Origin of the sequence: Streptomyces canus (genome assembly GCF_030815415.1) — a bacterium.
Classification (GTDB): domain Bacteria; phylum Actinomycetota; class Actinomycetes; order Streptomycetales; family Streptomycetaceae; genus Streptomyces; species Streptomyces canus_F.
The window spans coordinates 1,601,959-1,625,870 of record NZ_JAUSWW010000001.1 but is presented as its reverse complement, the minus strand read 5'-3'; the positions used below and the strand labels follow the sequence as shown (position 1 = coordinate 1,625,870).

Below are 23,912 nucleotides of genomic sequence, written 5' to 3'. Positions count from 1 at the left end.
GCCGGCACCGGGGATTGGCCACATCACCGATGTCCACCGTCAGTGTCGTGATCCCCTGCTACAAGTACGGCGACTTCCTCGCCGACTGCGTCAGCAGCGTCCTGGACGAGCAGGACGGCGTCGACGTCCGGGTCCTCATCATCGACGACGCCTCACCCGACGACTCGGCGGAGACCGCGCGCAAGCTGGCGGCCTCCGACCCGCGGATCGAGGTCCGCGTCCACGAGACCAACAAGGGCCATATCGCCACCTACAACGAGGGCCTCCTCGAGTGGGCCGACGGTGACTACGTCGCACTGCTCTCCGCCGACGACCGCCTGGTCCCCGGCGCACTGGTACGCGCCGCCGCGCTCCTCGACGCCCATCCGGAGGCGGGGTTCGCCTACGGCCGTCCCCTGCGCTTCCAGCACGGCGGCCCGCTGCCCAAGGCCCGCACCGGCGGCACCGGTTCGGTCGTCTACCCCGGGCACTGGTGGCTGGAGCGCCGGTTCCGCGAAGGCACCGGCTGCATCACCTCGCCCGAGGTCGTCGTCCGCACCAGCCTCCAGCGCGAGGTGGGCGGCTACGACCCGGCGCTCCCGCACGCCGGCGACATCGAGATGTGGATGCGGCTCGCGGCCCGCGCCGACGTCGGCTACGTACGCGGCGCCGACCAGGCCTACTACCGCGTCCACGGCAACAACATGTCCACCACCGACTTCGGCGGTCAGCTCGACGACCTGCGCCAGCGACTGGTGGCGTACGACTCCGTGCTCGACAAATGCTCCGACCTGCTGCCACAGGCCGACCGACTGGCCGGCGCCGTGCACACCCGCCTCGCCCGCTTCGCCCTGCGCCGCGCCTACCGCGCCTACGACAGGGGGCGCACCGACGTCGTCCCGGTCGACGAACTCGTGGCCTTCGCGCGGGAATGCCTGCCGGGCTACGCGCGGCTGCCCGAGTACCGCGCGCTACGCCTCAGACAGCGGATCGGAGCGAAGACGATGCCGTATCTGCAACCGCTGGTGTGGTCGGCCGTGGCCGAACGGGGGCGGGAGTGGCTGTGGTGGGAGTCCTGGAAGCGCCGCGGCATCTGATGACCACGCCCGACCCGAGGGCCGCGACCGGCCGCCCCGGCCCACCGCGCGGCAACTCAGCCCGCCACCGGAACCCCGCCCCCGTGCGGGAGCGGTTCCGGGGAGGCCTCCTGCCTGCCCCTACGACGCAGCGCGTACCGGTCGAACCACAGCGCGCCGAGGATCGCGGCGAGCCCGCCCAGCAGCGCCGTACCGGCCAGCGCACGGCTCTTGGTGCCCTGGACCTGGGCGGCGCTCGGGGTGACCAGGACGGACGCGTTGATCCGCGACTCCGGCGCGATCGCCTGCGCCTCCTGGATGTCCGCCACATGCCCGGCGTAGACGTCGATGATCCGGCGGACCGCGCTGTCGGCCGTGGCGGGATCGCCCCCGCGCGCCTGCACCTGAACCGAGGGGATCAGATAGCGGGGCGTCGCGCTGGTGCCGCTGTTGCGCGGGATCAGCTGATAGCTGCCGTGCACGCCGGCGGACGCCAACTCCTTGCGCCCGCCGGGCGATTCGAGCTGCTGGATGACACCGTACGAGAGCATGGCCAGCGGCGGTTGCAGATTCGTCAGCTGGTTCGGCTGGTTGCCCGTCGCCGGCGGCTTGAGGACGACCACCGCCGAACTCAGGTACTCCGGGGTCGGGCGGAGCACCGGATAGGCTCCGGCAGCCGTCAGCAGGAGCCCGAGCAACAGCACGTACCAGCGGCGGAGCAGCGCTTCGGCGACGTCACGGGGCGACACAGGGATTCCTTCCGTCGGCCTCGATCCTCGCAGGCGCCGGGGCGGGCCGCCACCGAATCACACCGGGGAGAGTTCTCATGAGCCTGGGCGACATCTGGGCGATCATGTGCAGGCGCTGGTACTTCATGGTGCCCCTCACCCTGCTCAGCCTGTTCGCGGGCGGCTATCTGTACCGGACCGTTCCGGTCTCCTACCAGTCGCAGAGCTCCGTCACCCTGCTGGACTCCACGGCGGTCGCCGAGTTGGCGCCGACCTTCGGCAACCCCATCTCGAACGCGGGCGGTTCACTGGTCGTCACGGCCGATGTCCTGATCAGGACACTCCAGTCGAGCGACTCGGCCAAGGAACTGCACTCCCGGGGAGTCACGGACCGGTACACGGTCGGATTCGCGCCGGCCGCCGACAGCCCGCTGCTCACCCTGAGTGTCACCGGAACCGACCGGGAGAAGGTGCTCCAGGAGACCACCACCCTCACCAAGTTCACCGGGGAGCAGCTGAAGGCCCTGCAGTCCGCGTCCAAGGTGCCGACCGGGTACCTCGTGCAGGCCGCGCCGGTCGTGCTGCCGCAGACCCCGGTCTCGCAGCCGAAAGCCCGGTACCAGAACATCGCGTCGGTCGTCATCGTCGGCGTCGTCAGCGCGTTCCTGCTGTCCATCCTGGCCGAAGGCGTCGCGGTGGTCCGCCGCCGGGGACGGGCCCGGGAGGGATACGTCCCCCGGCGCCATCGCGCCAAGCCCCAGGAGCGGGCGCCCAAGGGCCTGCTGACACGGAGGCTGGACGCCACGACGATCCTCACCGGCTATCTGGCGCTCGCCTTCTTCGTCCCGTCGAACCTCACCCTGCCCGCGCTCGGCGGCGTCGGCACCCCGGCCAACGTCTTCGCCCTGCTGGGACTCCTCTGGTACCTGGCGACCTGGCTCGGCGGCCGTATCCGTCCGGCCGAGGGCACCAGGCTGCCGCGCGTGGCGATGTGCCTGCTCGCCGTGGCGGTGCTGCTGTCCTACATCGCCGACGCGACCCGCAACAGCACGCACGAGGAGATCCTCGGGGCCGATCGCGGGCTCATCGGACTCGGGGTCTGGGTGGCGCTGGTGGTGCTGGCATCGGCCGGTATCCAGGAGCGCGGGCGGCTGGAGACCCTGATGCGCCGGCTCGTCGTCCTGGGCACAGTGGTCGCCCTCATCGGCTACTACGACTTCTTCGCCGCGACCAACATCGCCGACTCCATCCACATCCCCGGGCTCCAGTCGAGCACCGCGGGGATCAGTGCCATGGACCGCGGCTCCTTCACCCGGCCGCGCTCGACCACGGCCCATCCGCTGGAGTTCGGCGGGATGCTGGCCATCCTCGTTCCCTTCGCCGTCCACCAGGCGTTCGATCCGGTCCGCCGGCACGCCGGCGCGCTGCGCCGCTGGGCCCCGGTGGCGATCATGGCGGGCGCGCTGCCGCTGACGGTGTCCAGGACGTCCATCATCGGCGCGCTCATCGTGATCCTGGTGATGGTGCCCCGCTGGAAGCCGCAGCGGCGCTGGGCCGCCATCGCCATCATCATGGGGTCGGTGGCGGGCTTCAAGGTGATCATTCCGGGGCTGATCGGCACCATCACCAACCTGTTCGCGAGCTTCCTGTCCGGCTCCGACAGCAGCACCCAGGCGCGCACCGTGAAGTACAGCGCGATCGTCCCCTACCTCGACGAACACCCTTGGGTCGGAAGGGGATTCGGGACGTTCACGCCCGACCTGTACTTCTTCACGGACAACCAGTACATGCTGACCCTGGCCGAGATGGGCATCGTCGGGCTGGTCGCGCTGCTCGCCCTGTTCATCACCGGCATACACACCGGCGGCACCATCCGCCGCCTCGCCCGCACCGACTCCGACCGCGAACTCGGGCAGGCATTCCTCGCCTCGGCGCTGGTCGCGCTGGTCATCAGCGCCACCTTCGACGCGCTCAGCTTCCCCATGTACGCCGGGATGTTCTTCCTCACCCTGGGGGCCGGCGGCAGCTACCTCGGCTTCATCCGCCGCGAGGCCGCCGCGGCGGCGGCCGAGGTCCCCGCACCCCGTAAGCCGTCCGAAGCCCAGCTCCCTGAACTCGTGGAGTCCCGATGAGCCCCGTCGCCGTCATCGTCGTCACCTGGAACAGCGCCGCGGTGCTCCCCGGGTTCCTCGCCGCACTTCCCGAGGGCATGGCCGGCCTCGACTGGCGGCTGGTCGTCGCCGACAACGACTCCGCCGACGACACCGTCGACGTGCTGCGGAAGCTGGCGCCGGACACCACGATCGTCCAGACCGGCCGCAACGCCGGGTACGCGGCCGGGATCAACGCGGCGCTGGGCGCGGCCGGCGAATACGGGTCCGTGCTGATCTGCAACCCCGACATCCGGATGCGGCAGGGCTGCGCCAAGCGCCTCGTCGACAACCTCGGCGACGGGGTCGGGATCGCCGTACCCCTGCTGTACGAAGAAGGCAGCGACACGCCCCACCGCTCACTGCGCCGCGAGTCCACCGTGCTCCGGGCCCTGGGCGAGGCCGTGATCGGCAACACCCGGGCCGGACGCTTCCCGGCGCTGAGCGAACTCGTCACCGACCCCGCCGCGTACCGGCACCCCACCCGCGCGGACTGGGCGACCGGCGCGCTCATGGCGATATCGGCGGACTGCCTGACCGCGTGCGGCCCGTGGGACGAGTCCTTCTTCCTCTACTCGGAGGAGACCGAGTACTGCCTGCGAGCGCGGGACAGGGGTTACGCCACCCAACTGGACCCGACAGCCGAGGCAGTACACCTGGGCGGCGACTCCCAGGTGTCCCCCCGCCTGTGGACCCTGCTCACCCTCAACCGGGTCCGCCTGTACGGGAAGCGCCACGGCCCGCTTGCCACGGCCGCCTTCCGCACAGCGGTCCTGCTCCGCGAAACCTCACGCGCAGCCCTGGGCCGCAAGGCGAGCCGAGCGGCGGCAGCGGCTTTGGCCCGACCGGGTGCTCTGCGTACAACGCCGGGCCCGTAAGCGCCCCTTAAGGGGCGCGGGGAACTGCGCGACCAGCCCCATTGGCGCCGCACCCGGCAGACGACACATCGTGGCAACCCCTTAGCCGAGACCCCGCGGCCGACACACCATGGCCACGAAATCGTGCCCCACATCAGGAAGCGCCGCGTCCTCCGCCGCAAAGCACCGCTCCAGCAACGCCAACGTCTCCGGCTCCTGATCCCGGAAGTTGTGCGCGATCCCCGAGAACGCGATATGCAACACCGTCCCCCCGTACGGCCGCTCCTCGACCACGTCGAAATGCCGCCGCAGCCCCGGCAGCAGCGCCGCCGCATCCACCGCCTCGGAGGGATCGTCCAGCACCATCGACAGCTTGCTGGGCCGCACCACCCGCCGCTTGATCCGCCCGTCGGCCAGCCGCCGCCGCTCCTCGGGGAGCCGCGCCAACAGAGCGTTCGCCGCGTCCAGTTGGCCGTCGGTCCACTGGAACCGGGTGGGCCCGACGAACTCGTCGACCACGAACGTCCCCTCGGGCTCGATGAGCCGGGACAGCCGCGGCAGCGTCTCGTCGAGGTTGTCGAAGTGGTGCAGCGACTGCAGGCCCAGCAGCACGTCGAAGCGTTCCCCGTCGGCGGCCATTCGGTTGACGTCGGTGACCCGGAAACGCAGGACGTCGCAGAGGCCCTCGTCGGCGGCGGCCCGGGTGGCGAAGTCGATCCGCTGCTGCGCCACGTCCACGCCCTCCAGGAGGGAGAACGCGCCGGTCTTCGCCCAGAGCAGCTCGTTGCCGCCGGTGCCGCACCCGAGTGACAGGCCGCGCAGATCGGTACGCGGCGCGAAGTGCTTGGCGGCCACGTACTGGGGGAAGGACGTCTCGGCGTCGCCGGTCATCAGCAGGTTCCACCGCTTGATGACCGCGGGTATCGCCCACCACTCGGTGAGCGACGGGTCGACCTGGGACCAGTGCTGGACCACGCGCGCGCCGCCGCGCACGCGGAGTTTGGCCAGCACCGGGTCCAGGTCCAGCTTCCGCACCTTGCGCAGCAGCCGGTCCGCGTCATGTCTGTTGATGAGGTTGTTCAGCATCAGCGCTCCGTCCGTACGGCGATGAGCGATTTCGGGGCACCGAGGACCCGCTCGCTGAGGAGCACCGAGTCGGGGAACAGGTAGCGCATCTCGGTGCGGGTCAGCAGCTCGATGTTGATCACCGCGTTCATCGCCGACTCCGGGCTGTCGGGGCGGCTGTGCACCAGCGGCCAGCGCCGTACGAGACGGGCTCTGGCGGCCAGCGGCAGGAACTGGAAGCCGGGTGCCACGAAGTGCGGCTCGACGGGGAAGTAGCGGTAGGGGGTCTGGACCCAGTGCAGCGGGGCCAGTTGCTCTACGGCGGCGACGAACTTCTGCCGTTGGCTGTGGCCGCCCACGTGCTCGATGGTCGAGTTGGAGAAGACGAGGTCGTAGCCGCCCTTGGCGCTCAGTTCGGCGGCGACCCGCGGGTCGGTGACGTCGGCGACCTCGGTGGTGATCCAGTCGGGCACCTCGGCGGGATGCTCCTCCAGGTTGATCAGGTGGACGTGCTTGGCGCGCACCGGTGCGCGCAGCCACATGTCGGCCGTGCCGCCCAGGTCCACGACGCTCATGTTCTCGATGCCGGGGAAGCAGCGTCGGAACCGCTCCCAGCGGGCGAGGCGCATGCGTTCGCCCAGGGAGCCGGGCGCGTCGACGAACTTGTTTCTGAGGGCCCGGGATCGGGGCATCGGATCAACCACCTGTGGTCGGAGCGGAGGGACTGCGGAGAAGGGTGCGGGCTTCAACTGGGCTGCCGCCACTGCGTGTAGAAGCTGGCCGGGTTCATCAGGTATCGGACGGTGGGGTGCGGCACATGGCACACCCGGTACCGGCGGCCGTACCGGCGGATCAGCTCCCAGTCCTCGCGGGGCAGCACTTCCGGTGTGCGGCGCAGCCGGCTGAAGTGAAGGGAGCGATTGCGGCGGGCGACGAAGGCGTTGGTGTCCAGGAAGGCCTCGCGGGCGGCGTGGCGCCGGTCGTAGGGCACCGACAGGACGTCGTTCTCGGTGCCGTCGGGCAGGACGCGGCGCAGTGCCGTGTAGACGCCGTCGGGCCCGGCGGGGGAGTCCAGGACCGCCAACGCCCGTTCCAGGTGGTCGGGTTCCCACAGGTTGTCGTCGTCCAGGAACGCCACGTACCGGGAGCGGGTGAGACGGATGCCCACGTTGCGCACGACGCCGGCCACCGCGGTGTTGTGTGCCAGCGAGACGGCGAACAGCCGCGGGTCGTCCGGGAGTTCGGGCAGTCCCGCGCCGTCGTCGACGACGATGACGACCTGGTCGCGAACGGTCTGGTCCAGGGCCGAGCGCACCGCGGCGCGCAGTGCCTCGGGGCGTCGGTGGGTGGCGATGACGGTGGCGACCAGCGCCGAGGGCGGTGCCGGGAGGGCGGCGGCCAGCCGTCGGGTCTCGGCGTCCTCGATCCGGCGCAGCCGCACCGCGGAGGGGGCCAGCAGGACCTTGTTCCTGGCCTCGAAGAGCACCAGCCAGCCGAACACCGCCTTCAGCAGCGTCCAGGGCGCCCGCGCGACCCGGCGCACGAGGCCGCTCACGCGGCGGGCTCCGGCTTGACCAGGCGGCCGTCGGACAGCCGGTTGTTGCGCCACACGTTTCCGGCGCCGCTGTGGTTCCAGTGCGCGACCACGCCGTATCCGCCGGACGCGGGGTGGTACTCGGTCGAGAAGATGTTGTCGGTGACCTTGATCCCGGTGGCGCCCGTGGAACCGCCGTACAGGGCGTACGCGCCGCCGGCGATCCAGTTGTCGTCGACGGTGACGTTGCGGACCACCCCGGTGTCCGCGAACAGGCCGATGCTTCCCGAGGCGCCCTGCTTGAGGCTGGTCGCGTTGAGCAGGGTGTTGTGGCGGATGGTCAGATGGCCGGTGTTGCCGCCGCCGCTGATCACCGTGTTGGTGTGCTGCCACTCGCCGCCCAGATTGACGAACGGCTCGATGTCGTGCACGTAGTTGTCGTGCAGATTGCCCTGTCCCATGGAGAGGGCGTCGCCGAACACCGAGACGTCGCACCAGCCGACCTCGATGGAGCTGCCCCCCATGTTGGACACCGCGTAGTCCACGCCGCCGTTGTCCGGTCCCTTGCCGGGGACCGCTGTGATCTCCGTGTGCAGGACCTTCAGGCCGCTGAAGCCGGGGCGCAGGTTGATGCCCCACCAGCTGTCCGAGGTGATCTTTGAGTCGATGACGGTGACGTTGTTCGCGTAGATGTCGAGGGAGCCGGTGATGTCCTGGCCCCGGATGACGAGCCCGTCGGTGCGGATCGCCCAGTACCCGGTCTTCTTGGGCTTGAGGGCGATCCGCGGACCGGTGGTGTCGGCGTCGGGGAAGCCACAGGCGCCGGGTGAGGCGCAGCCGACCCTGGCCGCGGGGGCGCCGGACGTGCCGCCGGCGCTCGCGGTCGCGGCGGGTTTCTTCGTCGGGGCGGGCGAGGGGGAGGGCGAGGCGGCGGGGCGGTCCGTCGCCTCGCCGACCGCGGTCGATGCCGCGGGGCCGGGCGACGCCGGGGACCCGCTCGTACGACAGGTCGGCCCGTCCCCCGGGCACTTCGACGACGCGGCCCGGTCCGAGCCCGAGCCCGAGCAGGCCGCGCACAAGACGGCCACCAAGGCCGCGAACAGCAGTCCTGTGAGCGAGTTACGGCTTGTGCGCCGTGACATCGGGTTCACCTCAAGTCCTGTTGGGTGGGCCGACCGGTGCGGTGGCCCGGTGGCGGCCGCGCTGGGGCCGGTCGCCGCCGCCGACGCCGCGCAGGAAGTCGCGGCTGGGCAGGACGCACAGCATGTAGCCGGCCAGGGCGATCGTGCTGAGGGCGAGCAGCGCGAGCGGACCGTCGCCGAACGGGCGCTCCAGACCGAGGATGATCGCGGCCATCACGGCCCCGCCGAGGAAGGGCCAGGCGCAGGCCCTGGCGATCAGGCCGACACCGACGCCGCCACGGTTCAGGGCGAACAGGAAGACGGGTACCACCACGCCGCCGCCGACCAGGACATGGGCCTGGGAGGCGCCGACGATGCCGTTCATGCGGGCGCCGACGAGGAGTACCGGGATCAGGGCCACCAGCCACAGGCCCTGCACCACGAAGAGCGAGCGGCGCTGTCCGATCGCGACCAGACAGTCGTAGGCGAGTTCGCTGCCGATGCGGATCAGGCCGAGGGCCATCAGCCAGGGCAGTGCCGCGGCGGCGGGGGTCCAGTGGCCGCCGTAGATCAACTCGATGGCGGGCCGCGCGAGGCCGGCCAGCAGGACACAGAGCGGGACGGTGGCGGTGACCACCACACCCAGGGCCCGGCTGAAGCCCTGGGCGAGTGCCTGGGGCGACTCGGCCAGGCGGGAGAACCCGGCGAAGGAGACCCGGCGGACGGCCTCGGAGATGATCCGCACGGGCCAGCCGGAGATGTTGAAGGCGAGCACGTAGAAGCCCAGCGCCACATTGCCGAGCGTCGCGCCCACCACCATGGTGTCGACGTTGACCACCGCGAGGGCCAGCATGCTCGCCCCCGCGAGCGGGAGCCCGAACCGGAGCAGCGCCCGGGCCTGCCCGGGGTCCCAGCCGAACTTCAGGGTGCCCGGTGCGGCCAGCGCGCAGCCGACCAGCGTCACGACGTTGCCCGCCACGGCTCCCACGGCGAAGCTCATCGCGCCCCAGCCCGCGAAGGCCAGCAGCAGCGTCACCGAGGTGCTGATCAGGAAGTTGAGCGCATCGATGATCATCCGCTTGCCCTGGGCGAACTCCCGGGTGAGGAAGTTGGCGGGCACCTGTGCGACCCCGTCGATCACCACGCACAGGCACATCACCCGCAGGACGCCCGCGGCGTCCGGCGAGCCGAGCAGACCGGCCACCGTCGGTGCCGCCGTGAACAGCGCCACGTACAACAGGCCGCTGGAGAGGGCGCTGAGGGTCAGTACGGTCGGCGCGAACTTCCGTGCGTCCCCCTCCCAGCGGACGATGGCCAGGCCCACGCCCAGTTCGTTGGCGGAGAGCAGGACCAGCAGCACGGTCTGGGCGATGCCGTAGACGCCCCACTCCGCGGGGCCCAGGGCGAAGCGCGCCAGCACGATGCCGGTCGCGAAGGTGCCCAGCCGCATGACAACGGTGTTGATCAGGCTCCAACGGGCCGCCGAACGGACCTTCGTGCCGAGGGAGGCGGCGACCGCGGGAGCGGGGGTGTCGCCCGGCTCAGCGGTCTCGCTGTCCGGTGTGCGAACGCTGTCCACTGGTCGACTCCTCGTCGAGCGGCTCGGCGGCGGGTGCCATGACGACGGCGGACCGCCCCGCCTTCGTCTCCGCGGCAGGTCTGTTCCCGGCGGACCGTGCCCAGGTGGGCGGGGTGCGCAGCGCGATGGTCTGTTCCGTGGCCGACTCCTCGGCAGCCGGAGCGGGAGAGGGGGTGCGGGACTCGGTCGTCGGTTCCGGGGCATCGACCGGTGCCGCGCCGTCCCGCGGGTGCGAGCGGCGCCGCGCCTCCACGTAGAAGACGGCGACCAGGGTCAGTACCAGGCCCAGGCCCCCGGCCATGATCATGTATTCGAGCCGGGTCTTGGTCTGTGCGACCGGTGGCTGCGGGGCCACGATCGTCGTCAGCCGGATCATGGCCTTGGGGGCGACCGACTGGTCCTCCTGGAACTGCTCCAGCCGCTCGTTCGCGTACGCGGTCAGGATCTTGTCCGAGGCCAGCACGGCGCGCCGGTCCGTGCCCGTGACGGTGAGCCACATCAGCGGCCCCTGGGCGTTGTCGGCGAGCTTGGCCTCGAACGTGCCGGTCGCGCCGCGGGACTTGAGCTCCCGGACGGAGTCGTCGGAGTTGAGGTTGCGGGCCAGGCTGTCGGCCATGCCGGTGAGCGAGGTCTGGGTGCTCAGGAACGGGTTGCCGTCGTAAGCGACGGTGGCCTTCTGCGAGTTGAGCAGGATCACCGTGCTCTGCGACTGGTAGGTGACGGGAACCACCAGCGTCACGGCGAACGTCAGGCCCGCGGTCAGCAGCAGCCCGGGCAGCAGGACGTACCAACGCCTGCGCATGACCCGGAAGATCTCAGCGAGATCCATGATGGTCCCCCCTAGCGACCAGATGTTCGACGAGCATATGTTTCAGGCGGATCATATGGGGAGGGATGGGTCACCGGGTCTCGGTTGATCAGTGGGTCTGGGGCGGGTGTGCGCGGTGCCTCCGGCCAGCAGCACGTCGGCGATGCGGTCGCTCGCGCGGCCGTCCCAGAGTTCGGGCCGGCGCGGCGCGGGAGGCGCGTCCAGTACGCGGTTCACCGTGGCCACGATGCGTGCCGGATCCCGGCCGGCCAGCGCGTTGGTGCCCTGCTCGACGGTGATGGGCCGCTCGGTGTTGTCGCGCAGGGTCACACACGGCACGCCCAGTGCGGTGGTCTCCTCCTGCACCCCGCCCGAGTCGGTCAGCACGACACGCGCGGAGTCCTGCAGGGCGATGAAGTCCAGGTATCCGGCGGGCGGTACGAGCCTGATGCCCCCGGGGACACCGATCTCGGCCAGCCGCTGAGCCGCCCGCGGGTGCACGGGCAGCAGGAGCGGACAGCGGCCGGCGACCTCGCCCAGGGCCTTGAGGAGCCCGGCGAGGACCCCGGGGTCGTCGACGTTGGCGGGGCGGTGCAGGGTGACCAGGCCGAACTCGCCTCTGGCCAGGCCGTACCGATCGAGGACGTCCGAGGCCCTGGCCCGCTCCAGGTTGGTCAGCAGCGTGTCGATCATGACGTTGCCGACGAGGTGGATCTGGTCCTCCCGGTACCCCTCCGCGCGCAGGTTCTCGACCGCGTCCGGCGAGGGGGCCAGCAGGTAGTCGCTGACGCGGTCGGTGGCGACACGGTTGACCTCCTCCGGCATGCCCCAGTCGCGGCTGCGCAGACCGGCCTCGACATGGGCGAGGAGCGGCCCGGCCTTGGCGGTGACCAGGGCGCAGGCCAGCGTGGAGTTGATGTCGCCGACCACCACGACGATGTCCGGCTTCACCTCGTCCAGGAGCGGCTCGAAGGCGGTCATCACCCTGCCGGTCTGCTCGGCGTGGCTGCCCGAACCGACCCCGAGGAAGCGGTCGGGCGGCCGGATGCCGAGGTCGGCGAAGAACACGTCGTTCATCGCCGGGTCGTAGTGCTGGCCGGTGTGGACGAGGACGACCTCGGCGCCCCGGCGTTCCAGGGCGTCCATCACCGGTTTGATCTTCATGTAGTTGGGGCGGGCCCCGGCGACGCAGACGATGCGCGGCATGGTTCAGAGCACCTCGATCGTGGGTCCCGACGGCAGCCGGCGGCGGCAGTCCAGGACCAGGGGAGCGTGTTCGGCGACGAGTTCGTAGTCGAAGCCGTCATGGTCGGTGAGCAGGACCACCACATCGGCGGCCGACAGCTCCTGCGGAGTGGGCTCGACCCGTACCAGGCGGGTGTCCACCGGCAGACTCTCGACCACATGCGGGTCCGCCGCCCTGACCTGGGCCCCCATGTCGAGCAGCAGCTGGGAGATGCGCAGGGCGGGCGACTCCCGGGCGTCGCCGGTGTTCTTCTTGTACGCCAGGCCCAGCAGCAGGATGCGCGAGCCGTTCACCGAACGGCGCTTGGCGTTGAACAGGTCGCCGATACGGCGCGCCACGTACTCGGGCATGTGGTTGTTGATGTCGTTGGCCAGCTCCACGAACCGGAAGCTCTGGCCGAGTTCGCGCTGCACCCGCCAGGACAGGTACGAGGGGTCGATCGGCAGGCAGTGACCGCCGACGCCCGGCCCGGGCGTGAACTTCATGAAGCCGAACGGCTTGCTGGAGGCGGCCTCGATGGCCTGCCAGACGTCGATGTCCAGGTGGTGGGCGAACATCGCGATCTCGTTGACCAGCGCGATGTTCACATGACGGAAGGTGTTCTCCAGCAGCTTGGCGAGTTCGGCCTCCTTGGGCGAGCTCACCGGCACGGTGGTGTCGACGAGTTCGGCGTAGAAGTCCTGAACGGCCTCGAGGGAGGCGGCGTCGACGCCGGAGACGACCTTCGGGGGTCTCCTGGAAGCCCCAGACGGCGTTTCCGGGGTCGATGCGCTCCGGGCTGTAGCCGAGGTGGAAGTCGGTGCCCGCGGCCAGACCCGAACCGTCCTCCAGGAGCGGGCCGAACAGTTCCTGGGTGGTGCCGGGATAGGTGGTCGACTCCAGGACGACGGTGGCCCCGGGGCGCAGATAGCGGCCGAGGGTGACCGCAGACTCCTTGATGTACCGCAGGTCGGGAGTGCCCTCGTGCAGCGGGGTCGGCACGGTCACCACCGCGACGTCGAACCCGCCGCAGTCGCGGGCCGATTCGCTCGGTCTGTAGGTGCCGTTGTCCAGCGCCGCGCGGATCCGCTCGGAGGAGACGTCCTCGACGAAGGACTCACCGGCGGCCAGGCTCTTGATCCGCCGGGCGTCGATGTCGTAGCCGATCACCTCGTGACCGACCTCGGCGGCGCGGATGGCCAGCGGCAGCCCGACGTATCCCTGTCCCACCACGACGACACGCATCAGTGACTCCTGTTCGCGGAAGCGGCCTGCGGGGAGAGCCGGATGAACTCGCGCGCCGTCATGAGGACGAAGGCGGCGTTGGTCGTGAGATAGCGCCGACCCAGGCGGCGCGGCTCCTGCAACGCGCGGTAGAGCCACTCGAGACCCATCCGCTGCCAGGCGGCGGGGGCCCGCTTGGTGATCCCGGCCAAGATGTCGAAGGAACCACCGACCCCGTGCACGACCCGGGCACCGGTGCGCGCGCCGTAGGCGGCGGTGAAGATCTCCTTCTTCGGCGAGGTCATGCCAAGGAAGAGCATCTGGGCGCCGCTGTCCGCGATCGCGTCCGCGATGGCTTCCTGCTGGGAATCATCGAAGTAGCCGTTGCGGCTGCCCGCGACCTTCAGACCGGGGAAGCGGTCGGCCACCCGGCGCAGCATCTGCGCCAGCACCTCCTGTTTGGCGCCGAGGAAGTACACCGAGATGCCCGCCGACTCCGCCTCGCCCAGCAGCCGCAGGAACAGGTCGATCCCGGCCACCCGCTCCGGCAGCGGGGCGCGCAGCACCCGGCCGGCCCAGACCACGGCCTGTCCGTCGGCGACGACGACATCGCACCCGGACACGGCCTCGGCGAGCCTGGGGTCGCGCCGCATGTTCACCAGCTTCGCGGCGTTGACCACCCCGATCTCCAACTGGCGGCCCTCCCGGACCGCGTCGAGGCAGCGCGCCACGGTCTCGTCCATGGTCAGCGGGTCCAGCTCGACCCCGAACAGGGTCCGGCGCGCGCTCATATCCGGCCTCCCTGCCAGGCGTGCAGCATCCAGCCGAACTCGTACGGCCGGCATTCGCGGTCCACGGACAGGGGGCGGTAGACCCGGTCCAGGGACTTCAGCCGCAGGCCCGGTACGACCCGGGTGCCGAGGCCCCGGGCGGCGCGTACGGCCTTCTTCGGGTCGCCCCGGTAGACCTTGCGCCAGGTGGCGCCGAGCTCGTCCAGGATCAACGGTTCATGGCCGGCGCCCAGTTCGGGCACGTCCGACATCCAGCGCAGGCCCTTGCGGATCGACGCGCCGAAGTCGCTGCCGCCGGCGTCGGTGAGGTCGAACAGGGCGGTCGGTGCCATCGCGTGTTGGTGGACGCTGTAGACCGGGTAGCCCTCCACGACACCGCCGGTGCGCGCGTCGTAGTGCCACCACCACTGTCCGCCGTCGCCCTGCAGCTCGCAGATGCGCTGCGCGCACGCCTCGGACGCGGCCAGGGCCTCCGGGTCGCCGCCCTGGTCGTCGCTGGCGTGGGCGCGGGCCAGGGCCTGCAACGGGTACGTCTGGTCGGCGAAGCAGGCGACATGGGCCCGGTACCAGGGCACCAGGCCGGGTCCGGTGGCGTGCGGGAAGAGCGGGCTGTCGCCGATGCGCGCCCGCAGCAGACGGTCACGGGCCGCGGCGAAACGTCTCTCCACGTCGACCGTGCCGCGAGCGGCCGCGAGCGCGGACAGCACCCATGCCGCCTCGACGGTGTACTGGGGCCGGCCCTCCTCGTCCAGGGCCTCGACCTGTGCGAGGGCGTCGGACAGTTTGGGGTGCCCGGTCTCGGCGGCGGCCCAGGCGATGAGCGCGGCGTCACCGAGGTTGGTCACCGCGGGCAGCGACTCGATCAGCAGACCCGTGAACTCCTGGGCGGTACGCCCCGCGAGCGCCGCGCGCTGGCGGTCCTCGGGGAGGAACTCGACTCCCAGCGCGGTGATGGCCGCGTACCGGGTGCTGGTCCCGCGCCGGTCCAGGGTCCAGGAACCGTCGGAGGCTTTGCGCCCGGACATGGTGAAGGAGAAGGCTTCACCACCCGGGAGCAGCATCTCCGGAAGCCCCAACTCGGCTACCGACAGAAGCCGTTGGGCGAGCGAGAGCAGTGGCGGTTCCTCATGACCGAGTGCCGCCAGACGTGTGGTGGTCATCTTTTGGGCACACCAACCCCCCTGTGGGTCCTGTTTTGCGCAGACTGGGATCGCCGCTGGCACGGATGGCCATGCGGCGGCAGAAGGTGGACGTCAGGTGCCGGAGTGGTCGTCGCTCCTGGCAGCAGGCATAGGTGTCCCCACCCCGTACCCCCCCTGGGCACTACTGGTTCGTGTGCCCATTGTGCTAGGTCTGCACAGTTCGCACACACGTTATGCCTGTAGATGTTCGATGATTTGCGTTTTTAGCGAAACAACGGAAACGGGGTCACGCGCGTTCGACGAGCTCGCCGTCCTTCTCGTCGTACAGCTCGCCCGTCTCGGGGCACTCCCACACGCCCGACTCGCCGTCCCGCGCGGCCAGTCGTACGCCGGCCCGGCCGACCCAGCCGATGCGGCGGGCCGGAACGCCGGCCACGAGCGCGAAGTCGGGCACGTCCCGGGTCACCACGGCGCCCGCCGCGACGAGCGCCCATCGTCCGATGTGCACCGGCGCCACACACACCGAACGGGCCCCGATCGACGCCCCCTCGGCCACCACCACCGCCACGGCCTCCCAGTCGCCGCCGCGCTTCAGCCGGCCCTCCGGGTCCACCGAGCGCGGGAAGTGGTCGTTGGTGAAGACCGCCGCGGGGCCGACGAACACCCCGTCGGCGAGCACCGCGGGTTCGTAGACCAGCGCGTAGTTCTGGAGCTTGACGTTGTCGCCGATCCGTACGCCCGGGCCGACATACGCTCCCCGCCCCACGATGCACCCGCTGCCCAGTCGGGCGTCCTCCCGGATCTGGGCCAGGTCCCAGACCGTCGTCCCGTCGCCGATCGTGGCCGTCTCGTCGACCTGGGCGGTCGGCTGGATCCTGGAGCTCATCGGGAGGGACCTCTCTTCTCGAACGGAGCTGGAAGCGTCGCCCCACCAGGGTGGGTGCGGGAGGAAGGGCTCGTCACGACGAGTTCTGGACCTTGCTGTGGTCTCCCGGGACGAAGGGGTGGGCGGCCGACCGGCGGGGTGCGGGAGCCCTCGACGTCGCGACCGGCGAAGGGGACCTGCAATTCGGTCCTCGGGCCGTTCGCAGCGGGGGCGGGCGATGAGCGCGAAGGGGTCCCTGAATCACCGGACAGCAGGAGTGCCTTCACGAGATCACCATACGTACGCCACACTCACCGAAGAAAGGATTCCGCGCAGGTCGGCCGGTTCCGTGCACCCCGGGCATTCCATGCGTCCCGGCGAGGTCATCCTCAAGGCTGACCCGCCGTTGGTACCGCGGTACCGACGGCGGCACGAAGTGACCTCCGCGGGCCCAGAGACGGCGACGACGACGCCTGCACGGTGAAGAAGCACGTCAGCCGCATGCTCGCCAAGGTCGGGGCGCGCGACCGCATCCAGGCGGTGATCGTGGCGTACGATCGCGGGCCTGGTCGCGCCACGATCCTGAACACCCCTGACAAGGAAGTGCCTTTCGCGGCCGACGGCTAGTAGGGCTTGGTCAGGTTCGTAGTGGTGTGGGTATGTCGCGGTGGCAGGTGGGGCAGGTGCCGGTCCAGGTGGCGAGGAGGGTCTGCAGGTCGCGGACCACTTGGTAGAGGCTCAGGCCTGCGTGGCGTCTTTTGGGTCTGGTGCCAGTCGTTGCAGGGTGCAGAAGGCGTGGGCGGCGGAGACGAGGGTGACGTGGTGGTGCCATCCGTTGAAGGTGCGGCCTTCGAAGTGGGCCAGTCCCAGGGCCTGTTTCATCTCGCGGTAGTCGTGCTCGATGCGCCAGCGGAGCTTGGCCAGCCGCACCAGTGTGGCCAGTGGCATGCCGGAGGGCAGGTTCGAGAGCCAGAACTGGACCGGCTCGGGCTCGGTCGCGGGCCATTCCGCCAGCAGCCACCGCTCGGGCAGTTCAGGATCGTCGGTGGCCTTGCGGAGGCCGCGGCCGGCCGGGCGGATGCGCAGGGCGACGAACCGCGAGTACATGCGCTTGACGCCGTTTTGGCTTTTGCCCGGCCGGGAGCCTTCCCGCCAGGACACCGGTCTCGCGGCCGTTCTCCCGGCCGCGATGACCAGGTCTTTCATGGTCTGCGCAGGCTCGGGGTACTGCATTTTGGGTGGCCGGCCGGTGCCCGCATAGTCGGGCTGGACGGGTTGGGCGTGGGCGGGATGGGCGGTATGGCGCGAGGAAATCCCCACCGCGTAGGGCTGCTTGCGTTCCTCCAGGCCCAGCCGGAAGGCGGCGGCATCGCCGTATCCGGCGTCCGCGACGACCAGGGGGACGTCGATGCCCCACGACCGACTCTCGTCGATCATGTCCAGGGCCAGCTGCCACTTCTCCACATGCCCCACCTGGGCCGGAATCCCGCACCGGCCGCGGCGGGCGATCTTGTCCGGGTCGGCCTCCGGCGCGTCGGGATCCCAGGATGCGGGCAGGAACAGCCGCCAGTCGATCGCGGCGGAGGCACGGTCGTTGGCCAGGTGCAGCGAGACGCCCACCTGGCAGTTGGTGACCTTGCCCGCGGTGCCGGTGTACTGCCGCGACACACCCGCCGAAGCATCCCCGTCCTTCAAAAAGCCGGTGTCGTCCACGATCAACGCCTCGGGGCCGATCGCCTCGTGCATCCTCCAGGCCAGCCGGGCCCGCACGTGCGCGGGATCCCACGGGCTGGAGGTGATGAAGTGCGCCAGCGCCTGCCGGTTGCCGTCCTCACCCAGCCGGGCCGCCATCGGCTCCACCGACTTGCGCTGCCCGTCCAGCAGCAGCCCGCGCACATACGCCTGCCCCCACCGCCGCTGATCCGCACGGAAGAACCCGTCGAACAACTCCGCCGCGAACGCCTCCAAGTCCCCCCGGACCGAGGCCATCTCCTCAGGTGTCACACCACTCCAACGACACACACGCAGCATCAGACACGCACGCACAAGTGAAGATGACCAAGCCCTACTAGTGCCGCGGCAGGCAACGTTTGCCCCGTCGCGACGCCCGGCACGCTCCCCCACTGCCTTGAGGGCGTGGGAGGGGCCCCCACTCGCCGCACCGGCCGAAAGCCCAAGTACGTCCAGTACGAGGGCTTCCGGCCGGCACGCCGAGAGCACGCTCCCCCACCCTCGAACCGCGCTTCGCACGGCTCGGGCGGGAGGGACCCCCACGACGCCGCTCCTTGACGGGCAAACGTTGCCTGCCGCGGCACTAGGACGCCAGGGCCGTCCCGCGCGCTCCCCACCGGCGTACGCGCCGCTTGCCCGCCAGGCGGCAGACGACGTAGATCGTGAACGACACGGTGGTGACGTAGGGGCTGATCGGGATGGAGCCGCCGAGCGCGAGCAGGATGCCGCCCTCGATCGAGAGGACCGCGAACAGCACGCTCAGCGCGGGGAGCAGCACCGGCGACGCCGTGACTCGGGCGGCGGCAGCGGCCGGTGTCACGACGAGGCTCAGGACCAGCAGCGCGCCGACGACCTGCACCGACAGGGCCACCGCGAGCCCCAGCACGAGCATGAACGCGAAGGACAGTGTGCGCACCGGCACCCCGCGTGCCTCGGCGACGTCCGGGTCGGCGCTGGCGAAGGACAGCGGCCGCCACATGATCGCCAGCGCGACCACGACCAGCGCCGAGGTGCCCAGCAGCCAGGTCATCTGCGGGGTGTCGACCGCGACGATCTGCCCGGTCAGCAGGCCGAACTTGTTGGCCGCCCGCCCTTTGTAGAGGGCGAGGAAGAGCACGCCCAACCCGAGCCCGAACGGCATGATGATGCCGATCACCGAGTTGCGGTCCCGTGCCCGCGCCCCCAGGACCCCGATCGTGCCGGCCGCGAGCAGCGATCCGAGGATCGAGCCCACCACGATGTTCGCGTCCAGCAGCAGCGCCGCCGACGCCCCCGCGAAGGACAACTCGCTGATGCCGTGCACCGCGAACGGCAGATCACGCATCATGACGAAGACCCCGGCGAGACCGCCGACCAGTCCGAGGGCGGCCCCGGCGAAGAGCGAGTTGCGGACCAGCGCGAGGAGTTCGCCGTAGTTGTCGAAGCTGAAGATCTGCTGCCAGACGCCGTCGGCGACCGTCATGAGCGCACCTCCTCGTTCTCGGGGGCGTGATGGGGCGGCGCGGCCGTCTCGTCCGGGGCGCCGACGACCACGATCCGCCCCTGGACGCGGACGACGTCGACCCGCGTGCCGTACAGCTCCGACAGGGACGCGGAGGTCAGGACCTCCTCCGGCGCACCGACCCGGTGACCGGCCCGGGCCAGGTACAGCACCCGGTCCACCAGGCCGAGCACCGGATTGATCTCGTGCGTCACGAACACCACGGCCGTGCCGTGCGAACGGCGGCGGGCGTCGACCAGTTCGGTGACGGCCCGCTGGTGGTGCAGGTCGAGCGAGAGCAGCGGTTCGTCGCACAGCAGGATCCGCGGATCGGTCGCCAACGCCTGCCCGATGCGCACGCGTTGGCGCTCTCCGCCGGACAGCATGCCGAGCGGGACATCCGCGTACGCCGACGCCCCGACCGACTCGAGGATCTCGTCCACCCTGCGGCGGACGGCGGTGGTGCGCAGCCGTGGTCCGAAGCGGTGCCCGTCGATGCCGAAGCGCACGAGGTCGCGGGCGCGCAGCATGGCCTGCGCCGACAACTCCGCCTGCTGGGGCACGTATCCGATCTGCCGTGCCGCCTCGCGGGGAGGACGGCCCAGGACCGTCAGCGTCCCGGCGGACAGGGGCTGCCGGCCCAGCAGGGCCTTGACGAAGCTGGTCTTGCCGGCCCCGTTCGGCCCGAGCACGGCCACGAACTCGCCCGGCCGTACGTCGAGTTCGAGACCGCTCCAGACGACCCGTTCGCCGTACGACAGGGCGGCCCCGCGCAGGCTGACGACCGCGCCGGTTCCGCCCTGCGCCGGGATCCGGCCCGGGCTCCTCACTTGTCGAGCGCGCCCGCGAGCGCGTCGACGTTGGAGGTCATCCAGCCGAGGTAGTCCTTGCCGCCGGGCAGGGTCTCGGTCACCGGGACGACGGGGATGCCGGCCGCCTTGGCCGCGGCCTCGGCCTTCTCGGTCTGCGGGCCGGAGGTCTGGGCGTTGTAGACCAGCGCCTCGACCTTCTTGCCGGAGAACAGTGCCAGGGCGGCCTGAAGGACCTTGGGGGAGACGTCGCTGCCCTCCTCGATGGCCTCGCTGAACTCCGCGGGCGTCGCGTTCTTCAGCCCGCTCGCCTCGATCATGTACAGCGGCACGGGCTCGGTGATGGCCACGGCCTCACCGCCGTGCTCCTTCTTGATCTGCGCCTCCTTCGTCTCCAGCGGCTGGAGCTTCGCCTTGAAGGCCTCGGCGTTCTTGGTGAAGACGGCCGCGTCGGACGGGTCGGCCTTGCCGAGGGCGGCGGCGATGCTGTCGGCGATCTTGGAGACGGTGGGGAAGTCGTACCAGACGTGCTCGTTGAGCTCGCCGCCCTTCGGCGCGGTCCTGCCGGAGATCTTGACGGCGTTGACGACCTCGGCGGAGGAGTTGCCGCTCTTCAGCATCCGGTCGACGAAGTCGTCGTAGCCGCCGCCGTTCTCGACGACGACCTTCGCCTTCGACAGGGCCAGCTGGTTCTGGGTGTTGGCCTCGTAGGAGTGCGGGTCCTGGTCCGGGTCGCTGATGATCGAGGTGACGTCGACCTTCGTGCCACCTATCTGCCCGACGATGTCGCCGTAGACGTTCGTCGAGGCCACGACCGGTATCGCGGAGGCGGCAGCCGGGCTCGGTGAGGTGCTCCCGCCGCTGTCGGAGTCCGACGAGCTGCCGCAGCCTGCCAGGACGACCAGCGAGGCGCCGGTGATCAGGGCGGCCAGGCGCCGGGACGGGAACGTGGACATGGATCCTCCGCGAGGGGGTGGAACAAGGGGACGCACGCCACGCTAGATGAAAATGAATGTCAGAAGTGTGGCCGAATCCCATCCATGTGAAAACCATTGCCAATACTTGGCGTGCGGGCCGAAAGCTGACGCGGGCTTTGCCGCTGACAGGTTGTACCTGCGAATCGTTCGCAGAAGCCTGGAGGGCGCGGCTGAAGACGGCCGTTCACCGACGAGTAAGGCCCGCGCCCCCATGACCACCGCTCACCGCATCCGTACCTCGATGACCCGGAAGGAGTGGGCGAGTCTCGGCGGGATGGCCGCGTTCATCCTGGCGCTGCATGTCATCGGCTGGTTCACGCTGGTGGTGATCGTCGCGCCGGAGCACTACAGCCTCGGGGAGCGGAGCTTCGGGATCGGCATCGGTGTCACCGCCTACACCCTCGGCATGCGGCACGCCTTCGACGCCGACCACATCGCCGCGATCGACAACACCACCCGGAAGCTGATGAGCGAGGGGAAGCGGCCGCTCTCGGTGGGCTTCTGGTTCTCGCTCGGCCACTCCAGCATCGTCTTCGCGCTCGCCTTCCTGCTCTCGCTCGGGGTGAAGGCGCTGGCCGGACCGGTCGCGGACGACGGCTCCGCGCTGCACAGCGTCACCGGCTGGATCGGCACCACCGTCTCCGGGACCTTCCTGTACCTCATCGCGATCATCAACATGGTGATCATGGCCGGAATCTGGAAGGTCTTCCGGCAGATGCGCACCGGCCACTTCGACGAGGCCGCACTGGAGGAGCAGCTCAACAACCGGGGGTTCATGAACCGCCTGTTGGGCCGTCTGATGAAGTCGATCACCGAGCCGTGGCAGATGTACCCGCTGGGCCTTCTCTTCGGCCTCGGCTTCGACACGGCGACCGAGATCGCGCTGCTCGTGCTGGCCGGCTCGGGCGCCGCGTCCGGGCTGCCCTGGTACGCGATCCTGTGCCTGCCGGTCCTGTTCGCGGCCGGCATGTCCCTGCTGGACACGATCGACGGCTCGTTCATGAACTTCGCCTACGGCTGGGCGTTCTCCAAGCCGGTCCGCAAGGTCTACTACAACCTCACCATCACGGGACTGTCCGTCGCCGTCGCGCTCCTCATCGGCACGGTCGAACTGCTCGGCCTCCTCGCCGAACAGGCCGGCCTGCACGGCCCGTTCTGGGACTGGATCTCCGGCCTCGACCTCAACATCATCGGCTACGTCGTCGTGGCACTCTTCTTCGCCACGTGGGCGGTGGCCTGGCTGGTGTGGAAGGTCGGCCGGATCGAGGAGAAGTGGACGGAGGACCTGGCCCGGCCGACCGCGGTCTCATCGGCCGAGGAGGCCTGAACGGGTCGGCTCATATCCGCTGCCGTGGCGCCAGGCGTCGGGGGTGATCTTGGTGGCGGCGCGCGAGCGTTCGCAGACGGCCGTCAGGCGGCGGCGCCCGGCAGCGGGGCTGGGCAGGTGGGCCGCGCCCGCGTCGAGCTGCCGCCTGGGCTGACGGCGGCTGTGGCGGTTCCCGTGTGCCGGGCACCCGCGGGAGGGCTTCGTGTACGTGCGGCTGTCTGCGGGCCGTCCTCGGCGACATGCCCGACACGGAGGCCGGGTTCATCGTCCGCGGGCTTGCCCTGGCGCGGCGGCCACGTCACCGGCGGCGGGGCTGGGCCGGTGGGCCGTGCCGAGCTGCTGCCTGGGCTGACGGCGGCTGTGGCGGTTCCCGTGTGCCGGGCACCCGCGGGAGGGCTTCGTGTACGTGCGGCTGTCTGCGGGCCGTCCTCGGCGACATGCCCGGCACGGAGGCCGGGTTCATCGTCCCCGGGCTCGACCTGGCGTGACGGCCACGTCATCCGGCAGCGGGGCTGGGCCGGTGGGCCGCGTCGAGCTGCCGCCTGGGCAGACGGCGGCTGTGGCGGTTCCCGTGTGCCGGGCACCCGCGGGAGGGCTTCGCGTACGTGCGGCTGTCTGCGGGCCGGCCTTGGCGACATGCCCGGCACCGGGGGCCGGGTTCATCGTCCGCGGGCTCGCCCTGGCACATGTCGGCCGGACCTCGGCCCCGGGGCCCGCGAGGACGCGCTCAGCGATGGCAAACGCGCGCTGCCGGTCAGTCCTTCTTGCCGCGTCCGGTCAGGGTGTCGCGCAGCCGGTCGACCATGCCGACGCCCGGTGCCAGCAGCTTGTTGGCCGGAGGCGTGCTCGGGGTGGACGGGTGCGGGCGGGTGGGGGCGACCTTCTTGGCCTGGCGGACCTTGTCGCCCAGGGCGTCGAGGGCGTCGGGGGGACAGGACGCGCGGAGCTTGGGGAAGAGGTTCTGCTCCTCGTCGGCCACATGCGAGCGGATCTCGGTCATCAGCGCCGTCATGAGCCGGTCGAACTCGGGATCCCCGGCCTCGCAGCTCTCCAGGTCCTTCATCAGCTGCTCGGCCCGGGCATGGTCCTCGATCTCCTGGTCGGCCAGGGCGTCCCCGCCCGGCACATGCTCGCGCACGGCCGGATAGAGATAGGCCTCCTCGGCCACGGAGTGCCGCACCAGCTCCATCGTGACCTGGTCGGCGTACACCTTGCGGTCCTTGTCACCGGGCGCGAGACCGTCGATCCGGCCGAACAGCTCCTCGACCTCCCGATGATCGGTCAGCAGCTCGTCGATGACGTTCCCACCATGGCCCATGTCCTCCACCTCCCTGGCAACGGCGGCCCGGACGGCCGCCCGCGACCCCGAGTGCCCCGTCGGAGGCGGACCCACACGACGGCGGGCAAGCCGGACACAGCGGGGTACTCGCAGGAGCAGCCCGCT

General features: G+C 70.7%; 21 protein-coding genes and 1 pseudogene. 5 read left to right on the top strand and 17 right to left on the bottom strand.

The window, feature by feature from the left end; genetic code table 11:
- The first annotated feature begins 29 nt into the window (after nucleotides 1-29).
- Nucleotides 30-1,076: a glycosyltransferase family 2 protein gene (locus QF037_RS07670; protein WP_307023146.1), complete on the top strand. Its 1,047-nt coding sequence runs from the start codon at nucleotides 30-32 to the stop codon at nucleotides 1,074-1,076.
- Nucleotides 1,077-1,132: 56 nt separating this feature from the next.
- On the opposite strand, the gene QF037_RS07665 is transcribed toward QF037_RS07670, so the two are convergent.
- On the bottom strand, nucleotides 1,133-1,804 hold the full coding sequence (locus QF037_RS07665; protein WP_307023144.1) for a hypothetical protein: 672 nt from the start codon (nucleotides 1,802-1,804) through the stop codon (nucleotides 1,133-1,135).
- 77 nt (nucleotides 1,805-1,881) lie between these two features.
- Here QF037_RS07665 and QF037_RS07660 point away from each other — a divergent pair, with 77 nt between their 5' ends.
- Together QF037_RS07660 and QF037_RS07655 are read left to right on the top strand one after the other, a co-directional pair.
- Nucleotides 1,882-3,915, top strand: a complete 2,034-nt coding sequence (locus tag QF037_RS07660) for an O-antigen ligase family protein (RefSeq protein WP_307023142.1) — start codon at nucleotides 1,882-1,884, stop codon at nucleotides 3,913-3,915.
- A complete protein-coding gene (locus QF037_RS07655) occupies nucleotides 3,912-4,811 on the top strand; it encodes a glycosyltransferase family 2 protein (RefSeq protein WP_307023140.1) in 900 nt (299 codons plus the stop codon). Before QF037_RS07660 ends, QF037_RS07655 begins: the two co-directional genes overlap by 4 nt.
- Nucleotides 4,812-4,892: 81 nt before the next feature.
- Here the strand turns inward: QF037_RS07655 and QF037_RS07650 are convergent, their stop codons facing one another.
- From QF037_RS07650 to QF037_RS07600, 11 genes and pseudogenes are all read right to left on the bottom strand, one after another.
- Nucleotides 4,893-5,876: a class I SAM-dependent methyltransferase gene (locus QF037_RS07650; RefSeq protein WP_307023138.1), complete on the bottom strand. Its 984-nt coding sequence runs from the start codon at nucleotides 5,874-5,876 to the stop codon at nucleotides 4,893-4,895.
- Nucleotides 5,876-6,547, bottom strand: a complete 672-nt coding sequence (locus QF037_RS07645; protein WP_307023136.1) for a class I SAM-dependent methyltransferase — start codon at nucleotides 6,545-6,547, stop codon at nucleotides 5,876-5,878. The genes QF037_RS07650 and QF037_RS07645 overlap by 1 nt, the downstream gene beginning before the upstream one ends.
- 53 nt (nucleotides 6,548-6,600) lie before the next feature.
- A complete protein-coding gene (locus tag QF037_RS07640) occupies nucleotides 6,601-7,410 on the bottom strand; it encodes a glycosyltransferase family 2 protein (RefSeq protein ID WP_307023135.1) in 810 nt (269 codons plus the stop codon).
- On the bottom strand, nucleotides 7,407-8,531 hold the full coding sequence (locus tag QF037_RS07635; RefSeq protein ID WP_307023133.1) for a hypothetical protein: 1,125 nt from the start codon (nucleotides 8,529-8,531) through the stop codon (nucleotides 7,407-7,409). Before QF037_RS07635 ends, QF037_RS07640 begins: the two co-directional genes overlap by 4 nt.
- A gap of 10 nt (nucleotides 8,532-8,541) precedes the next feature.
- A complete protein-coding gene (locus QF037_RS07630; RefSeq protein WP_307023131.1) occupies nucleotides 8,542-10,089 on the bottom strand; it encodes an oligosaccharide flippase family protein in 1,548 nt (515 codons plus the stop codon).
- Nucleotides 10,052-10,918 (bottom strand): Wzz/FepE/Etk N-terminal domain-containing protein, encoded by an 867-nt coding sequence (locus QF037_RS07625; protein ID WP_307023129.1) that lies wholly within the window; start codon nucleotides 10,916-10,918, stop codon nucleotides 10,052-10,054. The genes QF037_RS07630 and QF037_RS07625 overlap by 38 nt, the downstream gene beginning before the upstream one ends.
- A 51-nt stretch (nucleotides 10,919-10,969) precedes the next feature.
- Entirely contained in the window at nucleotides 10,970-12,103 is a 1,134-nt protein-coding gene (gene wecB, locus QF037_RS07620; protein ID WP_307023127.1) for a non-hydrolyzing UDP-N-acetylglucosamine 2-epimerase, read from the bottom strand.
- Between the two features lie 3 nt (nucleotides 12,104-12,106).
- Nucleotides 12,107-13,367 (bottom strand): annotated as a pseudogene (locus QF037_RS07615) (nucleotide sugar dehydrogenase).
- Nucleotides 13,367-14,137: a WecB/TagA/CpsF family glycosyltransferase gene (locus tag QF037_RS07610; protein WP_307023125.1), complete on the bottom strand. Its 771-nt coding sequence runs from the start codon at nucleotides 14,135-14,137 to the stop codon at nucleotides 13,367-13,369. The pseudogene QF037_RS07615 and the gene QF037_RS07610 overlap by 1 nt, the downstream one beginning before the upstream one ends.
- Nucleotides 14,134-15,297 carry a hypothetical protein gene (locus tag QF037_RS07605; protein WP_307023123.1) on the bottom strand — a complete coding sequence of 388 codons (1,164 nt, stop codon included), beginning with the start codon at nucleotides 15,295-15,297 and terminating at the stop codon, nucleotides 14,134-14,136. Before QF037_RS07605 ends, QF037_RS07610 begins: the two co-directional genes overlap by 4 nt.
- 268 nt (nucleotides 15,298-15,565) lie before the next feature.
- Nucleotides 15,566-16,165 carry an acyltransferase gene (locus tag QF037_RS07600; protein ID WP_307023121.1) on the bottom strand — a complete coding sequence of 200 codons (600 nt, stop codon included), beginning with the start codon at nucleotides 16,163-16,165 and terminating at the stop codon, nucleotides 15,566-15,568.
- A 459-nt stretch (nucleotides 16,166-16,624) separates the two neighbouring features.
- Here QF037_RS07600 and QF037_RS07595 point away from each other — a divergent pair, with 459 nt between their 5' ends.
- Nucleotides 16,625-16,771, top strand: a complete 147-nt coding sequence (locus QF037_RS07595; protein ID WP_307023119.1) for a hypothetical protein — start codon at nucleotides 16,625-16,627, stop codon at nucleotides 16,769-16,771.
- Between the two features lie 111 nt (nucleotides 16,772-16,882).
- Here QF037_RS07595 and QF037_RS07590 read toward each other — a convergent pair whose 3' ends face one another.
- From QF037_RS07590 to QF037_RS07575, 4 genes are all read right to left on the bottom strand, one after another.
- Entirely contained in the window at nucleotides 16,883-18,148 is a 1,266-nt protein-coding gene (locus tag QF037_RS07590) for an IS701 family transposase (RefSeq protein WP_373463683.1), read from the bottom strand.
- Nucleotides 18,149-18,458: 310 nt separating this feature from the next.
- Nucleotides 18,459-19,337 carry a metal ABC transporter permease gene (locus tag QF037_RS07585; protein WP_307023115.1) on the bottom strand — a complete coding sequence of 293 codons (879 nt, stop codon included), beginning with the start codon at nucleotides 19,335-19,337 and terminating at the stop codon, nucleotides 18,459-18,461.
- Complete coding sequence (locus QF037_RS07580; RefSeq protein WP_307023113.1) at nucleotides 19,334-20,185, bottom strand: metal ABC transporter ATP-binding protein; 852 nt, start codon at nucleotides 20,183-20,185, stop codon at nucleotides 19,334-19,336. The genes QF037_RS07585 and QF037_RS07580 overlap by 4 nt, the downstream gene beginning before the upstream one ends.
- Nucleotides 20,182-21,120: a metal ABC transporter solute-binding protein, Zn/Mn family gene (locus QF037_RS07575; RefSeq protein WP_307023110.1), complete on the bottom strand. Its 939-nt coding sequence runs from the start codon at nucleotides 21,118-21,120 to the stop codon at nucleotides 20,182-20,184. Before QF037_RS07575 ends, QF037_RS07580 begins: the two co-directional genes overlap by 4 nt.
- Before the next feature lie 232 nt (nucleotides 21,121-21,352).
- Between QF037_RS07575 and QF037_RS07570 the strand changes: the two genes are divergently transcribed.
- Nucleotides 21,353-22,468 carry a HoxN/HupN/NixA family nickel/cobalt transporter gene (locus QF037_RS07570; protein ID WP_307023108.1) on the top strand — a complete coding sequence of 372 codons (1,116 nt, stop codon included), beginning with the start codon at nucleotides 21,353-21,355 and terminating at the stop codon, nucleotides 22,466-22,468.
- 754 nt (nucleotides 22,469-23,222) lie between these two features.
- On the opposite strand, the gene QF037_RS07565 is transcribed toward QF037_RS07570, so the two are convergent.
- Nucleotides 23,223-23,786: a hemerythrin domain-containing protein gene (locus QF037_RS07565; protein WP_307023106.1), complete on the bottom strand. Its 564-nt coding sequence runs from the start codon at nucleotides 23,784-23,786 to the stop codon at nucleotides 23,223-23,225.
- Nucleotides 23,787-23,912 lie beyond the last annotated feature (126 nt).

Excerpts from the sequence above, each read along its gene's own strand:
- QF037_RS07575 (WP_307023110.1), bottom strand. The coding sequence starts at position 21,120 with ATGTCCACGTTCCCGTCCCGGCGCCTGGCCGCCCTGATCACCGGCGCC.
- QF037_RS07625 (WP_307023129.1), bottom strand. The coding sequence starts at position 10,918 with ATGGATCTCGCTGAGATCTTCCGGGTCATGCGCAGGCGTTGGTACGTC.
- QF037_RS07655 (WP_307023140.1), top strand. The coding sequence starts at position 3,912 with ATGAGCCCCGTCGCCGTCATCGTCGTCACCTGGAACAGCGCCGCGGTG.
- QF037_RS07585 (WP_307023115.1), bottom strand. The coding sequence starts at position 19,337 with ATGACGGTCGCCGACGGCGTCTGGCAGCAGATCTTCAGCTTCGACAAC.
- QF037_RS07650 (WP_307023138.1), bottom strand. The coding sequence starts at position 5,876 with ATGCTGAACAACCTCATCAACAGACATGACGCGGACCGGCTGCTGCGC.
- QF037_RS07565 (WP_307023106.1), bottom strand. The coding sequence starts at position 23,786 with ATGGGCCATGGTGGGAACGTCATCGACGAGCTGCTGACCGATCATCGG.
- QF037_RS07645 (WP_307023136.1), bottom strand. The coding sequence starts at position 6,547 with ATGCCCCGATCCCGGGCCCTCAGAAACAAGTTCGTCGACGCGCCCGGC.
- QF037_RS07670 (WP_307023146.1), top strand. The coding sequence starts at position 30 with ATGTCCACCGTCAGTGTCGTGATCCCCTGCTACAAGTACGGCGACTTC.
- QF037_RS07600 (WP_307023121.1), bottom strand. The coding sequence starts at position 16,165 with ATGAGCTCCAGGATCCAGCCGACCGCCCAGGTCGACGAGACGGCCACG.
- QF037_RS07570 (WP_307023108.1), top strand. The coding sequence starts at position 21,353 with ATGACCACCGCTCACCGCATCCGTACCTCGATGACCCGGAAGGAGTGG.
- QF037_RS07635 (WP_307023133.1), bottom strand. The coding sequence starts at position 8,531 with ATGTCACGGCGCACAAGCCGTAACTCGCTCACAGGACTGCTGTTCGCG.
- QF037_RS07610 (WP_307023125.1), bottom strand. The coding sequence starts at position 14,137 with ATGAGCGCGCGCCGGACCCTGTTCGGGGTCGAGCTGGACCCGCTGACC.
- QF037_RS07605 (WP_307023123.1), bottom strand. The coding sequence starts at position 15,297 with ATGACCACCACACGTCTGGCGGCACTCGGTCATGAGGAACCGCCACTG.
- QF037_RS07660 (WP_307023142.1), top strand. The coding sequence starts at position 1,882 with ATGAGCCTGGGCGACATCTGGGCGATCATGTGCAGGCGCTGGTACTTC.
- wecB (WP_307023127.1), bottom strand. The coding sequence starts at position 12,103 with ATGCCGCGCATCGTCTGCGTCGCCGGGGCCCGCCCCAACTACATGAAG.